Genomic DNA, 17,088 nt, shown 5'->3' on the forward strand with positions numbered 1-17,088 from the left:
TCCATGGTGTACCCGAGAGCCCTCTCAGGCAAACCCACGCGCCCCACCTTACGCCGAATGGTGGGCGCCTATGCTCAGGGGCGTGGAAAACCACTCCTTGCCCCGCACAGCGGCCTTCTTTGACCTGGACAAGACGGTCATTGCGAAGTCGAGCACGCTCACGTTCAGCAAGTCCTTCTACCAAGGCGGGCTGATCAACCGCAGGGCCGCGCTGCGCACCGCGTATGCCCAGTTCGTCTTCCTGGTCGGAGGTATGGACCACGACCAGATGGAGCGGACGCGCGAGTACCTGTCCACCCTGTGCCGCGGCTGGAACGTCCAGCAGGTGAAGGAAATCGTCGCCGAGACGCTGCACGAGCTGATCGACCCGATCATTTACGACGAGGCCGCCTCCCTCGTCGAGGAGCACCATACGGCCGGCCGCGACGTCGTGATCGTGTCCACGTCGGGCGCCGAGGTCGTCGAGCCGATCGGCGAGCTGCTCGGTGCCGACCGGGTGGTGGCCACCCGCATGGTCGTGGGCGACGACGGCTGCTTCACCGGGGAGGTGGAGTACTACGCGTACGGACCGACGAAGGCCGAGGCGATCATGGAGCTGGCCGAGACCGAGGGGTACGACCTCGACCGCTGCTACGCCTACAGCGACTCGGCGACCGACCTGCCGATGCTCCAGGCCGTCGGGTATCCGCACGCCGTGAACCCGGACCGCACCCTGCGCCGCGAGGCAGTCGCGCGTGGGTGGCCGATTCTGGACTTTCACCGCCCGGTACGACTCAAGCAGCGGCTGCCCACGTTCTCGGCGCCGCCGCGTCCGGTTCTCGTCGCCGCGGCGGCGATAGGTGCCGCGGCGGCCACGGCGGGACTCGTCTGGTACGCCAACAGGCGCCGAAGCCCGGTGCTCTGACCGCGCTTTCCGCCGCCTCTGTCGTACCGCTTGACAACCGGCGTCCGTTTAGCCCCTGTTTGAACCTAAAAGTAAAGAACAGCAGCCAGGACTACCGCTTGCTCTGAGCTTGCAGTACAAAGGAATCAGCGGCCCGCGAGACCAAAGGACATCCGAGAGGATCACCTTTATCAACGCATTTGGCCCCACGGACCGAGCATGAAAATCGGGAACCCACGCGACGTCGACCCGTCGATTACGGGCCAGCCCACCAGGTGACGGGCAAAGTACCCGACCTGATGGGTGACATATCGAGGACGCTTGGTAACTCGGTGACCATGCCAGCGGCGGTACGAACTCTCGTACCGCCGCAACCCTGTCCGGCCCCTATAGGGGGCCTTTTTGTTGCTAAGCCGCGCCGCGCTGCAGCGCCTCGCACACCGCCGTCGATTCACGCGCTCCCAGTTCGACCGCCCTGCCGCAGTGGGCGATCCAGGCCGCCATGCCCTCCGCGGTGCCGGAGACATAGCCGTCGAAGGCTGCCAGGTAGGCAGCGCGGCCCAGTTCGGCATGGCCCACCTCCGCCGGGCAGACCGACTTCGGGTCCAGACCGCTGCCGATCAGCACGATCCGCTCGGCCGCGCGCGCGATCAGGCCGTTGTGGGAGGCGAAGGGGCGCAGCGCGAGCAGTTCGCCGTGCACGACGGCCGCGGTCACCAGGGCGGGCGCGGAACTTCCCGCGATGATCAGCTGCGAGAGGCCCTCCAGTCGGCCGGACACCTCGTCCGCGTCCGGCAGCGGCAGGCCGATCAGCGGCTCGTCCACGGGCTCGTCGCCCCGCCGGGGCCGGCCGACCTCGTCCGCGTCGCTCGCGGCGGCCACCAGGTGCAGCCGGGCCAGCACCCGGAGCGGTGACTGCCGCCAGATGGACAGCAGTTGGCCCGCCTCGGCGGTCAGCCGCAGGGCCGCCCCCATGACGCGCGCCTCGTCGTCGACGCTGAAGTCGGTGCGCCGCCGCACCTCCTCCAGGGCCCAGTCGGCACCGGACAGCGCCGCGGAACCCCGGGCGCCGCGCAGCGCGGCCTCGGAGGTGATCTCGTTGCTGCGACGCCGCATGATCCGGTGCCCGTAGACCCGGTCCACGGCCTTGCGCACGGACTCCACGGAATCCGCCACGCCGGGAAGCGAGCCCAGGGCCGCGAGCGGATCGGCGGTCGCACCTGTCGTACTCATGAGTACGACCCTACCGACTGCCCCCACCCCACGAAGGAGTGGTCTTCTTCACTTCCCGGTGACACGTACCGCCACCATGCGACTACTCTTCGTGAACATGAAAATTGCTTTCGTCGGGAAGGGCGGCAGCGGCAAGACCACGCTCTCCTCCCTCTTCATCCGCCGGCTCGCGGCAGGCGGCGCGCCGGTCGTCGCCATCGACGCAGACATCAACCAGCATCTCGGCCCCGCACTCGGCCTCGACGAGGCGCAGGCGGCCGCGCTGCCCGCGATGGGCGAGCGACTGCCCCTGATCAAGGACTACCTGCGCGGCTCCAACCCGCGCATCGCCTCCGCCGCGACGATGATCAAGACGACGCCGCCCGGCGCGGGTTCGCGGCTGGTGCGCGTGCGCGAGCCCAACCCGGTGTACGACGCGTGTGCCCGACCGGTGGAACTCGACGGCGGAGCCGTCCGTTTGATGGTCACCGGGCCCTTCTCCGACGCCGACCTCGGAGTCGCCTGCTACCACTCCAAGACGGGAGCGGTGGAGCTGTTCCTGAACCACCTGGTGGACGACCGGGACGAGTACGTCGTGGTCGACATGACGGCGGGCTCGGACTCGTTCGCCTCCGGCATGTTCACCCGCTTCGACATCACGTTCCTCGTCGCCGAGCCGACCCGGAAGGGGGTCTCCGTCTATCGCCAGTACAAGGAGTACGCCCGCGACTTCGGCGTCACCCTGAAGGTCGTCGGCAACAAGGTGCAGGGGCAGGACGACATCGACTTCCTCCGCGCGGAGGTCGGTGACGACCTGCTCGTGACGGTCGGGCAGTCGGACTGGGTGCGCGCCATGGAGAAGGGCCGGCCGCCCCGGTTCGCGCTCCTGGAGGACGCCAACCGCCGTGCCCTGGACGCCCTTCAAACCGCGGCCGACGCGACATACGAGCTGCGGGACCGGGAGCGCTACACGCGGCAGATGGTGCACTTCCATCTGAAGAACGCCGAGGCGTGGGGCAACGAGCGCACCGGAGCCGACCTGGCCGCGCAGATCGACCCCGGCTATGTGCTCGGCGAGGGCGTCGCCGCCCCCGCCTGACGGCTACGGCCTGACCGCCGGCGCCCCGGGCACCCCCTTGGGCGCGGGCGCCGGACGGCGCGACAGGAAGGACGCCCACCCCTGCTTCGGGGCCTCGCCCACCTTCAGGGTGCGCAGCTTCGCCAGGGTCCGCGGGTCCTGGGCGTCCAGCCAGTCGGCCAGTTGCCGGAAGGAGACGCAGCGCACCTCGGGCTTGTTGCACACGTTCTCGATGACCTCGTCGAGGGCGTGCATGTACGTGCCGCCGTTCCAGGACTCGAAGTGGTTGCCGATGACCAGGGGCGCACGGTTGCCGTCGTACGCCCGGTGGAAGCCCTGGAGCAGACCGTCCCGCATCTGGTCGCCCCAGTAGCCGAACTTGTCGGGGTCACCCTGGGTCGCGGCGCCCGACTGGTTGACCATGAAGTTGTAGTCCATGGTCAACTGCTCATAGGTGTGGCCGGGGAAGGGGACCAGCTGCATCGACAGGTCCCACAGTTTCTCCTTCTTCTTGGGCCAGACCTGATCGTTGACACCGCTGGTGTCGTAGCGGAAGCCCAACTGGCTCGCCGCCTTCATGAAGTTCTTCTGTCCCTCCAGGCAGGGCGTGCGGGCGCCGATCAGCTCCTTGTCGTAGTCGAAGGGCAGGGAAGCGGCCTTGGACAGGCCGGTGTTGGTCTTCCAGGTCTTCACGAACTGCTTGGCCTGGGCGATCTCGCTCTTCCAGTCGTCCACCGACCACTGGCCCACGCCCCCGTCCGCGCCGCAGAAGTGGCCGTTGAAGTGGGTGCCGATCTCATTGCCCTCCAGCCAGGCGAGCCGCAGCTGTTTGACGGTGTCGGTGATGCCCTGATCGTCGTTGAAGCCGATCTCGGAGCGGCCCGGCGAGTGCTGCGGGGGGCGGTACAGATCACGCTTGTCCTCCGGCAGCATGTACACGCCGCTGAGGAAGAACGTCATGTTCGCGTGGTTGGCCTTGGCGACCTTGCGAAAGTGCGAGAACAGCTTCTGGCTGTCCTCGCCCGAGCCGTCCCACGAGAACACCACGAACTGCGGGGGCTTTTGGCCGGGCTTGAGCCGCTCGGGCCGGGGCAGGTGCGGCTGAGCCCCGGTGTACGAGGTCGAGCCGTCACCGATCAGACGGACCACACTCTTGGGCGCTGCAACTCCCTTCTCCGGTCCGGGTGCTCCTTCCTTGGACCCGCTCGAGCCAGTCGCACAACCGGCCAGCGACGCGGCGCAGGCCGCGGTGGCCATGGCACCCGCGGCGATCCTCTGGGTGGCGGCCATGTTCCGCTCACCTTCTTCCTTCTCTCAGGCAAACGCCGAACAGGGCGTTTTCTGGCGATCTGCCGGGTTCTACCGACAGCGCCGCCAAGGTCGCACGGGGCCGAGAGGGGAATTAATACGACAAGCCGATGAACTGTCTGCTTCACGCCAGTGGGTGAACTGATGCACCGTTTGCGCAGAAAATCCATGCAGGACCTTTACTCTGCATTACGATTCATTTACTTAGCGTTACCAAGCGTTGATCCATCCCGCCACTGCACGCCGTGACCCATGGCCGCGACCCGCCCCCGTCGCCGACGAGGCGACCGGCGACCACCGATTTCGCGACCGCGCCACCCCGGAGGAGACGGGAACTCATGTCAGCCTGCGTACCTGCCCGTTACCGAAGCCTCGGCCTCGCCCGAGCAGCCGGAATCCACACCCCCACCCCGAAGCGGACGAAGCACCCCGACCGACCGCACAGCCCGGCACCGCCCCCGCCCCGCCGCTTCCGCGTCGCGGGCGCCGATGTGTCCGCGTCGATCGCGGTCTTCCTGATCGCCCTTCCGCTGTCCCTCGGCATCGCCCTCGCCACCGGCGCCCCGCTCCAGGCCGGCCTGGTGGCCGCCGCCGTCGGCGGGCTCGTCGCGGGACGACTCGGGGGCTGCCCGCTCCAGGTCAGCGGCCCCGCCGCCGGACTCACCGTCGTCACCGCCGACCTGATCCACCGCTACGGATGGCGTACGACGTGCGGCATCACCGTGCTCGCCGGGCTCGCCCAACTCGGTCTGGGATGCCTGCGCGTGGCCCGCACCGCCCTGGCCGTCAGCCCCGCCGTCGTACACGGCATGCTCGCCGGTATCGGCCTCACCATCGCCGTCGCCCAGCTGCACATCGTCCTGGGCGGCACTCCACAGAGTTCCGTGATCGACAACGTCCTTGCCCTGCCCGCCCAGTTGGCCCGTCTCCACCCCGCGGCGGTGTCGGTGAGCGTGCTGACGTTGTCCGTGCTGCTGACCTGGCCGCGGCTGCCGGGGCGCCCGGGCCGTATGTGCCGCAGGATCCCGGCTCCGCTCGTCGCCGTCGCCGGGGCCACCGCGGTCGCCTCGCTCGCCGGCCTGACACTGCCCAAGGTCGACCTGCCCTCCTGGAGCAGCCACGCCCTGGCCGGGATGCCCGAGGGTCCGGCGCTCGGCATCGCCGCCGCCGTGCTCACCACCACACTGGTGTGCAGCGTGCAGTCACTGCTCGGCACGGTCGCCGTGGACAAGCTGATCGCCCGCCGCCCCGGACAGCGAGTCCGGGTCCACCCCTCCGACCTCGACCGGGAACTGCTCGGTCAGGGCGCCGCCAACATCGTCACGGGAGCGCTCGGCGGGCTGCCCGTCGCGGGGGTGGCCGTGCGGAGTTCGGCGAATGTGCAATCCGGTGCCGTGAGCCGGAACTCCACGATGCTGCACGGCGTTTTCGTAGTAGTCGCCGCGCTGCTGATGGCTCCGATCCTGGACCTCATCCCGCTCGCCTCACTCGCCGCCCTGGTGATGGCCGTCGGCATCCAGATGGTGTCCCTGCACCACATCCGCACGGTGACCCGCCACAGAGAAGTGCTGGTGTACGTCGTCACCACACTCGGCGTGGCGCTCCTGGGCGTCCTGGAGGGCGTGGCGCTCGGGGTCGCCATGGCCGTCGCCGTGGCCCTCAACCGCCTGGCCCACGCCCGCGTCACGCACAAGGAGAAGGGAGGAGTCCATCACGTACATGTACGAGGACAGCTGACGTTCCTCGCGGTGCCCCGGCTCAGCAGAGCCCTGCATCTCGTACCCCACGGCGCCCACGCCGTCGTGGAGTTGGACGGTTCGTTCATGGACCACGCGGCGTACGAGTCACTGCAGGACTGGCGGAACGCACACACCGCACAGGGCGGCACCGCCGAGCTGATCGGTTGCCGTATCGGGGTCCGGTCCACCCCGAAGACGGCCACGGCGACATGCCGGTGCCGACCGTGGACTCCGTGGCGCAACCACCAGTGCGATGGGCCGGCCGGCGGTTGGGGTCGTGGGGGGCGGGATGGGGGCGGGGACCTGGGCTTTGGGGTGACCGGAGCCGAGGGTGGGGAGGGGGTGGGGGCGGGGGCGGGGCCCCCGGAAGCACCGGCCGAGGTCGGGGTCCAAGCCGAAGCCCACACGAACGCAGCCCCCGACAGCACCTCCGACACGAACTCCGGCTACACCTACGACTCCAGCGGACATGAACTCGCGCACGGCATCAGCGCGTTCCAGCGGAACACCGCTCCGCTGGTGCGCGGCGAGCTGGCGCGGTTGGCTCGAGAGGGGCAGCGGCCGTCGCAGCTCTTCCTCACGTGCGCGGACTCGCGGCTCGTCACGTCGATGATCACGTCCAGTGGTCCCGGCGACCTGTTCGTCGTCCGCAATGTCGGCAACCTCGTACCGCTGCCGGGCGAGAAGGGCGACGACGACTCGGTCGGAGCCGCGATCGAGTACGCGGTGGACGTGCTGAAGGTGCGGTCCATCACGGTGTGCGGCCACTCCGGGTGCGGAGCCATGCAGGCGCTGCTCAACTCCATGCCCGGGGACGGGCGGACGCCGCTGCGGCGGTGGCTGCGGCACGGGCTGCCGAGCCTGGCGCGGATGGCCGACGGCAGCCGGCCCGGGGCACGGCTGAGCGGGCGGCCGACCGCCGATATGGCGGAGCAGCTCTGCCTGACCAACGTCGTCCAGCAGTTGGAGCACCTGCGCGCCCATGACTCGGTCGCGCGGGCGCTGGCGGAGGGCACGCTGAAGCTGCACGGGATGTACTTCCACGTGGGCGAGGCGCAGGCGTATCTGCTCGGCGGGGCGGATGGGGGCGCGGATGCGGACACGGACGCGGTGTTCGAGCGTGTGGCGGGTGCGGAGGAACTGCCCGGACCGGCGTGAGCCGGCAGGGGCCGGTGCGCCCTCGGCGCGTCCTCGGTGTGCCGTCGGATGAGCAGCGACCGCACACCCAAGGCCACCACCGAAGCCCACCACCTCGGTCCACCCATGCGGCCACCGTCGAAGGTCATCGCCATGACCAGGCAACACGTAGGTCTAAACCAATTTTTAGGCCGACCCTTGTCATCAGCCCCCCTGGTCTGATGAGCTGTGGCTCGGGACACAACGGACACCCTTCGAAAGGGAGATGTCGTGAGCAACGAAAGCCTGGCCAACCTGCTCAAGGAAGAGCGCAGGTTCGCGCCGCCCGCCGAGCTGGCCGCGCACGCCAACGTCACGGCGGAGGCGTATGAACAGGCCAAGGCTGACAGGCTCGGCTTCTGGGCCGAGCAGGCCCGGCGGCTGGCCTGGGCCGAGGAACCGACCGAGACGCTGGACTGGTCGAACCCGCCGTTCGCGAAGTGGTTCAAGGACGGCAGCCTCAACGTCGCGTACAACTGCGTCGACCGGCATGTCGAGGCCGGGCACGGCGACCGCGTGGCCATCCACTTCGAGGGCGAGCCCGGCGACAGCCGCGCGATCACCTACGCCGAGCTGAAGGACGAGGTCTCCAAGGCCGCGAACGCCCTGCAGGAGCTGGGAGTTCGGGCGGGCGACCGGGTCGCGATCTACATGCCGATGATCCCCGAGACGGCGATCGCGATGCTCGCCTGCGCCCGTATCGGCGCCCCGCACTCGGTGGTCTTCGGCGGCTTCTCGGCGGACGCGCTCGCGACCCGCATCCAGGACGCGGACGCCAAGGTCGTCATCACGTCCGACGGCGGCTACCGGCGCGGCAAGCCGTCCGCGCTCAAGCCGGCCGTGGACGACGCGATCGACCGTGTGGACAACGTGGAGCACGTCCTCGTCGTACGGCGCACCGGACAGGACGTCGACTGGAACGACGAGCGCGACGTGTGGTGGCACGAGATCGTCGAGCGGCAGTCGGCGGACCACACCCCGGAGGCGTTCGAGGCGGAGCACCCGCTGTTCATCCTCTACACGTCCGGTACGACGGGGAAGCCGAAGGGCATCCTGCACACCTCCGGCGGCTACCTCACGCAGACGTCGTACACCCACCACGCCGTCTTCGACCTCAAGCCGGAGACGGACGTGTTCTGGTGCACGGCGGACGTCGGCTGGGTCACCGGGCACTCGTACATCGTCTACGGGCCGCTCTCCAACGGCGCCACCCAGGTCATGTACGAGGGCACGCCGGACACCCCGCACCAGGGCCGCTTCTGGGAGATCGTGCAGAAGTACGGGGTGACGATCCTGTACACGGCGCCGACCGCCATCCGCACGTTCATGAAGTGGGGCGACGACATCCCCGCGAAGTTCGACCTCAGCAGCCTGCGCGTGCTGGGGTCCGTGGGTGAGCCCATCAACCCCGAGGCGTGGATCTGGTACCGCAAGCACATCGGCGCCGACAAGACCCCGATCGTGGACACCTGGTGGCAGACCGAGACCGGCGCGATGATGATCTCGCCGCTGCCCGGCGTGACCGAGACCAAGCCCGGCTCCGCCCAGCGTCCGCTGCCCGGCATCTCCGCGACCGTCGTCGACGACGAGGCGAACGAGGTGCCGAACGGCGGCGGTGGCTATCTGGTCCTGACCGAGCCGTGGCCGTCGATGCTGCGCACCATCTGGGGCGACGACCAGCGGTTCCTCGACACGTACTGGTCGCGGTTCGAGGGCAAGTACTTCGCAGGTGACGGGGCGAAGAAGGACGACGACGGGGACGTCTGGCTCCTCGGCCGCGTGGACGACGTGATGCTCGTGTCCGGGCACAACATCTCGACGACCGAGGTCGAGTCGGCGCTCGTGTCGCATCCGTCGGTGGCGGAGGCGGCCGTCGTGGGCGCGGTGGACGAGACGACCGGGCAGGCGATCGTCGCCTTCGTGATCCTGCGGGGCTCGGCGGCCGAGGACGAGAGCCTCGTCGGCGAGCTGCGCGACCACGTCGGTGCCACGCTCGGGCCCATCGCCAAGCCCAAGCGGATCCTGCCGGTGGCGGAGCTGCCGAAGACCCGCTCCGGCAAGATCATGCGCCGGCTGCTGCGTGACGTCGCCGAGAACCGGCAGCTGGGAGACGTGACCACCCTGACCGACTCCGCGGTCATGGACCTCATCCAGGCGAAGCTGCCCGCGGCGCCGAGCGAGGACTGAGGGCGGCGGTGAGGGGGTGATCGCCGTTGAACGTCGAACGGCGACACCCCCTCACCCGTGATCCGTTTCACCCGCACATCCGCGTCACCCGCGAGTCCCTTTAAAATGGGCCATGCGTCGACGACGCGACAAGATCCTCAAGGTGAGCCGGGAAGTCTGGTCGGCATGTGTCCGCCCTGCCCACCCACCGGAGGTCTCCCCCGTGGCCGCCCCCCGCACCACCCCCACCCGCAAGTCCACCTTCGGACGGCTGTCCCTGCCGGAGCGGACCTTCGTGGCGGACGCGCTGCGGACCGAGACCGTGGGCGGTGTGCTGCTGCTGATCGCCGCGCTCGCGGCGCTGGCATGGGCGAACATCCCCGCACTGCACGACAGCTACGCCGCCGTCAGCCACTTCCGGTTCGGCCCCGAGGCCCTCGGCCTGCAACTCTCCGTCGCGCACTGGGCCGCCGACGGACTGCTGGCGATCTTCTTCTTCGTCGCCGGGATCGAGCTCAAGCGGGAACTCGTCGCCGGTGACCTGCGGGACCCGAAGGCGGCCGTCCTGCCCGTCGTCGCGGCGCTGTGCGGCATGGCCGTACCGGCGCTCGTGTGCACCCTCACCGCCCTCACCGGAGGCGGCTCGGCGCAGGGCTGGGCGGTGCCGACCGCCACCGACATCGCCTTCGCGCTGGCGGTGCTCGCGGTCATCGGTACGTCGCTGCCGAGCGCCCTGCGCGCCTTCCTGCTGACGCTGGCCGTCGTCGACGACCTGTGCGCGATCCTGATCATCGCCGTCTTCTTCACGGACCGCATCGACTTCGCCGCGCTCGGCGGCGCCGTCCTCGGGCTCGTCGTCTTCTGGGTGCTGCTGCGCACGGGCGTACGCGGCTGGTATGTCTACATCCCGCTCGCCCTCGTCATCTGGGCGCTGATGTACAACAGCGGCGTGCACGCGACCATCGCGGGCGTGGCCATGGGCCTGATGCTGCGCTGCACCACCCGCGAGGGTGAAGAGCAGGCGCCGGGCGAGCGCGTCGAGCACCTGGTGCGCCCCCTGTCGGCCGGTCTCGCCGTACCGCTGTTCGCGCTGTTCAGCGCCGGTGTGACGGTGTCGGGCGGGGCGCTCGGGGACGTGTTCACCAGGCCGGAGACCCTGGGGGTGGTGCTCGGGCTGGTCGTCGGCAAGACGGTCGGCGTCTTCGGCGGCACCTGGCTGACCGCACGCTTCACCCGGGCCTCGCTCAGTGACGACCTGGGCTGGGCGGACGTCTTCGCGCTCGCCGTCCTCGCCGGCGTCGGATTCACCGTCTCGCTGCTCATCGGCGAACTCGCCTTCGAGGGCGACGCGACGCTGACGGACGAGGTCAAGGCCGCCGTCCTCACCGGCTCGCTCATCGCCGCCGCCTGCGCCACGGTCCTGCTGAAACTGCGGGACGCCAAGTACCGCAGGCTGTGCGCGGAGGAGGAGCGGGACGAGGACCTCGACGGCATCCCGGACATCTACGAGCAGGACGACCCGGCGTACCACCTGCGTATGGCTCAGATCCATGAGCGCAAGGCCGCCGAGCACCGGCGGATCGCCGCCGACAAGGCCGCCGAAGGCTGCCGCGGGCTTGCCGAAGTGCCGGGCAGGGCAGGCGAGGAGGACGACCGTCCGGCATGATCTGACGAGACGGTACAAAACCAGACCCTGCACCACGGCACACAGACGCAAGGCACACAGAGGAAGAGGGAGAACGCGATGAGCGCACCCCATGGCAGCCCGGTCGGCGCCGAACGCAGCATCGGAGAGCTGTTCGCCTCGGCAACGACCGAGATGTCGGCGCTGGTGCACGACGAGATCGCGCTGGCCAAGGTCCAGCTCAAGCAGGACGTCAAGCGCGGGGCGACGAGCGGCGGCGCGTTCGTCGCGGCGCTCGTGATCCTGGTGTTCTCCCTGCCGATGCTCAACTTCGCGCTCGCGTACGGCATCCGGACCTGGAGCCACTGGAACCTCGCGCTCTGTTTCCTGCTCTCCTTCGCCGCCAACGTGCTGATCGCCCTCGTCCTCGCGCTGATCGGCCTCGTCTTCGCGAAGAAGGCCAAGAAGAGCGAGAGCCCGAAGAAGGTCGCCGCCTCGATGAAGGAGAGCGCGAACGTCCTGCAGAAGGCCAAGCCGCACCCGCGCACGGGCGCCCCGCAGGCTCGTGTCCCCGGAAGCTCCAAGGCTGTGGCACGCTCGTCGTCATGACGGATCCCGCCACCCCTTCGGTCGAACGGCTCGTCGTCCCCGGAGGGTTCGAGGTAACTCACCGGGACGTCGCCGCCAACGGTGCCCGCTTCCACATCGCCGAGCTGGGCGACGGCCCGCTGGTCATGCTGCTGCACGGCTTCCCGCAGTTCTGGTGGACGTGGCGGCACCAGTTGGTGGCGCTCGCCGACGCGGGCTTCCGTGCCGTGGCGATGGACCTGCGGGGCGTGGGCGGCAGCGACCGGACCCCGCGGGGGTACGACCCGGCCAACCTCGCGCTCGACGTCACCGGCGTCATCCGCTCGCTCGGTGAGCCGGACGCCGCGCTGGTCGGCCACGACCTGGGCGGCTATCTGGCATGGACGGCGGCGGCGATGCGCCCGAAGCTCGTACGGCGGCTCGCGGTCGCCTCGATGCCGCACCCCAGGCGCTGGCGCGCGGCGATGCTGCGGGACGCCCGGCAGACGGCCGCGAGCTCCCACATCTGGGGCTTCCAGCGCCCCTGGATCCCGGAGCGGCAGCTCACCGCGGACGGCGGTGAGCTCGTGGGCCGGCTGATCCGGGACTGGTCCGGGCCGCGGCTGCCGGACGACGAGGCGGTGGAGGTGTACCAGCGGGCCATGTGCATCCCGTCGACCGCGCACTGCTCGATCGAGCCCTACCGCTGGCTGGTGCGCTCGCTGGGCCGCCCGGACGGTTTCCAGTTCAACCGCCGTATGAAGCGGCCCGTCCGGGTGCCGACACTGCATCTGCACGGCTCCCTGGACCCGGTGATGCGCACGCGCAGCGCGGCCGGCTCGGGCGAGTACGTCGAGGCGCCGTACCGCTGGCGGCTGTTCGACGGTCTGGGGCACTTCCCGCACGAGGAGGATCCGGTCGCCTTCTCCGCCGAGCTGATCAACTGGCTGAAGGACCCCGAGCCGGATCGGTGACCGGCCGAAGCGCCCGGCACCCGGATCGGAACGCCTGTCCTACGAACGGCCACATGCCTGGCGCATAGGCCAATTGAGGGGCCCAGGAGCGGTTATCGACCTTGGGGCAGGGGCAGACGTCGGGGTATGGGCTGGACGCACGACTACAGTGACGCACCCCGCAACCGCCGCTCGGCCACAGGCCTGAGCTCCCACCAGCGAGGCGCCCCTCAGATGCCGGGCAGCAACCTGAGGGTGGGAATCTCGCTCATCCTGCGCCGCCGGGCCCGCTGGGTGACGGTACGCATCCGTCATCCCCGCGGCTGAGGGCCCCGCGGATCGTTCCACAGGGCCTTTCACGCGTCCTGCCAGGCTTGCGTCCTACATGGCGCAGCTGTCAGTGCCCACCTGCTCGTCGGCGGTACGTCCCTTGGCGATGTCCTGCTGGATCTCGTCCGCCGTGAGCGCGTAGCCGGTGTCGGCGTCGTCCAGGGACTTCGCGAAGACCACGCCGTACACCTTGCCGTCGGGCGTGAGCAGCGGGCCGCCGGAGTTGCCCTGGCGGACGGTCGCGTACAGCGAGTAGACGTCGCGGCGGACCGTGCCGCGGTGGTAGATGTCCGGGCCGTTGGCCGTGATGCGGCCGCGCACGCGCGCGGAGCGGACGTCGTACGACCCGTTCTCCGGGAAGCCCGCGACGATCGCGCCGTCACCGCTCGCCGCGTCCACCGCCGAGAACCGCAGGGGGCGCGCCTTCAGGTCCGGCACGTCGAGTACGGCGATGTCGCGCCGCCAGTCGTAGAGGACGACCTTGGCGTCGTACTTCCGGCCCTCGCCGCCTATCTGGACGGTGGGCTCGTCGACGCCGCCGACGACGTGCGCGTTGGTGATGACGCGGCGGTCGGAGAAGACGAAGCCGCTGCCCTCCAGGACCTTTCCGCAGCTCTGCGCGGTGCCCATGACCTTGACGACGGACTTCTGGGCGCGGCCGGCGACGGCGCTGCCCGCGAGGGCCGGGTCGGGCGGCCGGACGTCGGTGATCGGCTCGTTGGCGAACGGGCTGAAGACCTGCGGGAAGCCGTTCTGCGCGAGGACCGAGGAGAAGTCGGCGAACCAGGTGTCGGCCTGCGCGGGCAGGGTCTCGGAGACGCCGAGGAGGACCTTGGAGTTGCGGACCTCCTTGCCGAGCGTCGGCAGCGTCGTACCGGCCAGGGCCGAGCCGATCAGCCACGCGACCAGGAGCATCGCCACGACGTTGACGAGCGCGCCGCCGGTCGCGTCCAGGGCGCGGGCCGGGGACCAGGTGATGTACCGGCGCAGCTTGTTGCCGAGGTGGGTGGTCAGGGCCTGGCCGATGGAGGCGCAGACGATGACGACGACCACGGCGACGACGGCAGCGGTCGTGCTGACCTCCGCGTTGTCGGTGAGCCAGTCCCAGATGACGGGCAACGCGTAGACGGCGACGAGACCGCCGCCGAGGAAACCGATCACCGACAGGATGCCGACGACGAATCCCTGGCGATAACCGACGATCGCGAACCACACAGCGAGCGCAAGCAGCAGGATGTCCAGCACATTCACGGACGACACCCTGTCACGACCGCCAGTCGAGTGGGACCTGCTTGTCACGGTCCCAGGGACGCTCCCAGCCCGCGTAGTGCATCAGACGGTCGATGATTCCCGCCGTGAAGCCCCAGACCAGGGCTGATTCGACCAGAAATGCCGGGCCTCGGTGGCCGCTGGGGTGCACGGTGGTGGCCCGGTTGGCCGGGTCCGTGAGATCCGCCACGGGGACCGTGAAGACGCGGGCGGTCTCGTTCGGGTCGACGACCCCGACCGGGCTCGGCTTGCGCCACCAGCCGAGGACGGGGGTGACGACGAACTCGCTGACCGGGATGTAGAGCCTCGGCAGCACGCCGAAGAGCTGGACGCCGGACGGATCGAGCCCGGTCTCCTCCTCGGCCTCGCGCAGCGCGGCCCGCAGCGGCCCGTCGGCCTGCGGGTCGCCGTCCTCGGGGTCGAGGGCGCCCCCGGGGAAGGACGGCTGGCCGGCGTGGGAGCGCAGCGATCCGGCCCGCTCCATGAGCAGCAGCTCGGGGCCGCGCTCGCCCTCGCCGAACAGGATCAGTACGGCGGATTGCCGGCCCGCCCCGCTCTCGGGCGGCAGGAAGCGGCTGAGCTGGCGCGGCTCGACCGTCTCCACGGCGTGCACCACCGGGTCGAGCCAGTCCGGCAGCCCTTCCTTGCTGAGCGTCACCGGGCCGTCCTGGGTGTTGCTCGTGTGCGTCATACCCACCCCCGTTCTGCCGTGCACGACGCGCGGCCTGACGTGTCCAACGCTTCGCGGGGACGCGATCGTTCCGGCGGGTCAACCCGCCTTGACGGGCCCGTCACGCCGACCCCGACCCCAGCGGCGGTGCCGGCTTCCCGCCCGCGTCGAGGTAGGCCTGCGGAGGCTTGAGCCGCTGGCCGGGGAAGCCGCCCTTCTCGTACTTGAGCAGCTTCCTGGCCTTCTCCGGGTCCGTCTCCCCCTCGCCGTACGCCGGGCAGAGCGGGGCGATGGGGCAGGCGCCGCAGGCGGGCTTGCGGGCGTGGCAGATGCGGCGGCCGTGCCAGATCACGTGATGCGAGAGGTCCGTCCAGTCGCTCTTGGGGAAGAGTGAGCCGACGGCCGCCTCGATCTTGTCGGGGTCGGTCTCGTCGGTCCACTTCCAGCGCCGCACCAGCCGCTGGAAGTGCGTGTCCACGGTGATCCCTGGGCGCCCGAAGGCGTTACCGAGGACGACGAAGGCCGTCTTGCGGCCGACGCCGGGCAGCTTGACCAGGTCCTCCAGCCTGCCGGGCACCTCGCCGCCGAACTCCTCGACGAGGGCCTTGGACAGCCCTATGACCGACCTGGTCTTGGCCCGGAAGAAACCGCACGGGCGCAGGATCTCCTCGACCTCCTCCGGGTTGGCCGCGGCCAGGTCCTCGGGGGTGGGGTACTTGGCGAAGAGCGCGGGGGTCGTCTGGTTGACCCTGAGGTCGGTCGTCTGGGCCGACAGGACCGTGGCGACCAGGAGTTGGAAGGGGTTCTCGAAGTCCAGCTCGGGGTGGGCGTACGGATACACCTCGGCGAGCTCGCGGTTGATGCGGCGGGCCCGGCGGACGAGGGCGGTGCGCGACTCGTCCCGGGGAGGCTTCGGGGCAGCCTTCTTCGCCGCCTCGGCACCCTTGGCGGTCTTGGTGGTCTTCGCGGTCTTCGCGGTCCTGGCGCCCTTCTTCGGGGCGGCCGCCGCACCTCCCGTGACCTCGGCGGCCTCGGCAGCGGCCCGCTTCCTCACGGCTTTTGCCGGTTTCTTCGCTTCGCCGGGGCTCTGTTCGCCCACGGCGGAATCGCGATCTACAACCACCCGCCCAGCCCCCTTGGCCTATGCTCTACCGGCGATTTGGACACCCGGCCAGCCTAAAGCCCGACACCGACATCCGCCCCGGACGCCGAAGATCGACGCCCAATTGGACCCCTGCCGCTTACCTGGGGACATGCGTGCGGCATCCTTGTGACAGATCACACTGTTTGGACTGTCAGGCAAAATGGGGAACACGGTTCCCTGGTACGTGGGGGAGCAAGATCCCCTGAGCAGGTCTACAAGGAGAGAACTCGTGGACGACGTTCTGCGGCGCAACCCGCTCTTCGCGGCTCTCGACGACGAGCAGGCCGCGGAGCTGCGCGCCTCCATGAGTGAGGTGACCCTGGCCCGTGGCGACTCCCTCTTCCACGAGGGCGACCCGGGCGACCGGCTCTACGTGGTCACCGAGGGCAAGGTCAAGCTCCACCGCACTTCCCCCGACGGCCGCGAGAACATGCTCGCCGTCGTCGGCCCCAGCGAGCTCATCGGTGAGCTGTCGCTCTTCGACCCCGGCCCGCGCACGGCGACCGCGACCGCGCTGACCGAGGTCAAGCTGCTCGGTCTCGGCCACGGCGACCTCCAGCCCTGGCTGAACGTGCGTCCCGAGGTGGCCGGCGCCCTGCTGCGCGCCGTCGCACGCCGCCTGCGCAAGACCAACGACGCCATGTCCGACCTGGTCTTCTCCGACGTGCCCGGCCGTGTGGCCCGCGCCCTGCTGGACCTCTCCCGCCGCTTCGGCGTGCAGTCCGAGGAGGGCATCCACGTCGTCCACGACCTCACGCAGGAGGAGCTGGCCCAGCTGGTCGGCGCGTCCCGCGAGACCGTGAACAAGGCCCTCGCCGACTTCGCCCAGCGCGGCTGGCTCCGCCTGGAGGCTCGGGCGGTCATCCTGCTGGATGTGGAACGACTGGCCAAGCGTTCGCGCTGACGCTGGTCTTGGCCGTACGGCGGTGGGGCGGGGGGAGGTGGACACCCCGCCCCACCCCCCGGGGC

The 17,088-nt window shown here is 69.9% G+C and carries 14 protein-coding genes; 9 read left to right on the top strand and 5 right to left on the bottom strand.

Translation table 11 applies throughout. From position 1 onward, the window contains the following. Positions 1-70: 70 nt before the first annotated feature. Positions 71-904, top strand: coding sequence for an HAD family hydrolase (locus ABZ910_RS25415; RefSeq protein ID WP_361369125.1), 834 nt, complete (start codon positions 71-73; stop codon positions 902-904). 387 nt (positions 905-1,291) lie between these two features. Here the strand turns inward: ABZ910_RS25415 and ABZ910_RS25420 are convergent, their stop codons facing one another. Further along, positions 1,292-2,116 carry an oxidoreductase gene (locus ABZ910_RS25420; protein ID WP_361369126.1) on the bottom strand — a complete coding sequence of 275 codons (825 nt, stop codon included), beginning with the start codon at positions 2,114-2,116 and terminating at the stop codon, positions 1,292-1,294. A gap of 97 nt (positions 2,117-2,213) precedes the next feature. Between ABZ910_RS25420 and ABZ910_RS25425 the strand changes: the two genes are divergently transcribed. Further along, entirely contained in the window at positions 2,214-3,194 is a 981-nt protein-coding gene (locus ABZ910_RS25425; RefSeq protein WP_361369128.1) for an ATP-binding protein, read from the top strand. Between the two features lie 3 nt (positions 3,195-3,197). Here ABZ910_RS25425 and ABZ910_RS25430 read toward each other — a convergent pair whose 3' ends face one another. Then, positions 3,198-4,463 (bottom strand): hypothetical protein, encoded by a 1,266-nt coding sequence (locus ABZ910_RS25430; protein ID WP_361369130.1) that lies wholly within the window; start codon positions 4,461-4,463, stop codon positions 3,198-3,200. A gap of 356 nt (positions 4,464-4,819) precedes the next feature. Between ABZ910_RS25430 and ABZ910_RS25435 the strand changes: the two genes are divergently transcribed. From ABZ910_RS25435 to ABZ910_RS25460, 6 genes are all read left to right on the top strand, one after another. Beyond that, positions 4,820-7,378, top strand: coding sequence for a SulP family inorganic anion transporter (locus tag ABZ910_RS25435; RefSeq protein WP_361369132.1), 2,559 nt, complete (start codon positions 4,820-4,822; stop codon positions 7,376-7,378). 249 nt (positions 7,379-7,627) lie between these two features. Then, on the top strand, positions 7,628-9,583 hold the full coding sequence (gene acs, locus ABZ910_RS25440; protein WP_361369134.1) for an acetate--CoA ligase: 1,956 nt from the start codon (positions 7,628-7,630) through the stop codon (positions 9,581-9,583). Between the two features lie 202 nt (positions 9,584-9,785). Further along, entirely contained in the window at positions 9,786-11,228 is a 1,443-nt protein-coding gene (gene nhaA, locus ABZ910_RS25445) for a Na+/H+ antiporter NhaA (protein ID WP_361369136.1), read from the top strand. 78 nt (positions 11,229-11,306) lie between these two features. Continuing rightward, positions 11,307-11,795 carry a phage holin family protein gene (locus ABZ910_RS25450; RefSeq protein WP_361369138.1) on the top strand — a complete coding sequence of 163 codons (489 nt, stop codon included), beginning with the start codon at positions 11,307-11,309 and terminating at the stop codon, positions 11,793-11,795. Further along, a complete protein-coding gene (locus tag ABZ910_RS25455; protein WP_361369140.1) occupies positions 11,792-12,727 on the top strand; it encodes an alpha/beta hydrolase in 936 nt (311 codons plus the stop codon). The genes ABZ910_RS25450 and ABZ910_RS25455 overlap by 4 nt, the downstream gene beginning before the upstream one ends. Before the next feature lie 126 nt (positions 12,728-12,853). Next, positions 12,854-13,033, top strand: coding sequence for a hypothetical protein (locus ABZ910_RS25460; protein ID WP_361369142.1), 180 nt, complete (start codon positions 12,854-12,856; stop codon positions 13,031-13,033). A gap of 54 nt (positions 13,034-13,087) precedes the next feature. On the opposite strand, the gene ABZ910_RS25465 is transcribed toward ABZ910_RS25460, so the two are convergent. The 3 genes from ABZ910_RS25465 to nth all read right to left on the bottom strand — a co-directional run bounded on the left by ABZ910_RS25465 (position 13,088) and on the right by nth (position 16,074). Next, entirely contained in the window at positions 13,088-14,287 is a 1,200-nt protein-coding gene (locus ABZ910_RS25465; protein ID WP_361369143.1) for a MarP family serine protease, read from the bottom strand. Positions 14,288-14,300: 13 nt separating this feature from the next. Beyond that, the gene (locus ABZ910_RS25470; protein WP_361369145.1) at positions 14,301-14,996 is read right to left on the bottom strand and encodes a CoA pyrophosphatase; all 696 of its coding nucleotides are present in this window, start codon (positions 14,994-14,996) and stop codon (positions 14,301-14,303) included. A 100-nt stretch (positions 14,997-15,096) separates the two neighbouring features. Beyond that, complete coding sequence (nth, locus tag ABZ910_RS25475; RefSeq protein WP_361369146.1) at positions 15,097-16,074, bottom strand: endonuclease III; 978 nt, start codon at positions 16,072-16,074, stop codon at positions 15,097-15,099. Positions 16,075-16,348: 274 nt separating this feature from the next. On the opposite strand from nth, the gene ABZ910_RS25480 reads away from it, so the two are divergent. Further along, on the top strand, positions 16,349-17,023 hold the full coding sequence (locus ABZ910_RS25480; RefSeq protein ID WP_094218401.1) for a Crp/Fnr family transcriptional regulator: 675 nt from the start codon (positions 16,349-16,351) through the stop codon (positions 17,021-17,023). Positions 17,024-17,088: the final 65 nt, after the last annotated feature.

Origin of the sequence: Streptomyces sp. NPDC046805 (genome assembly GCF_040645355.1) — a bacterium.
Lineage (GTDB): Bacteria > Actinomycetota > Actinomycetes > Streptomycetales > Streptomycetaceae > Streptomyces.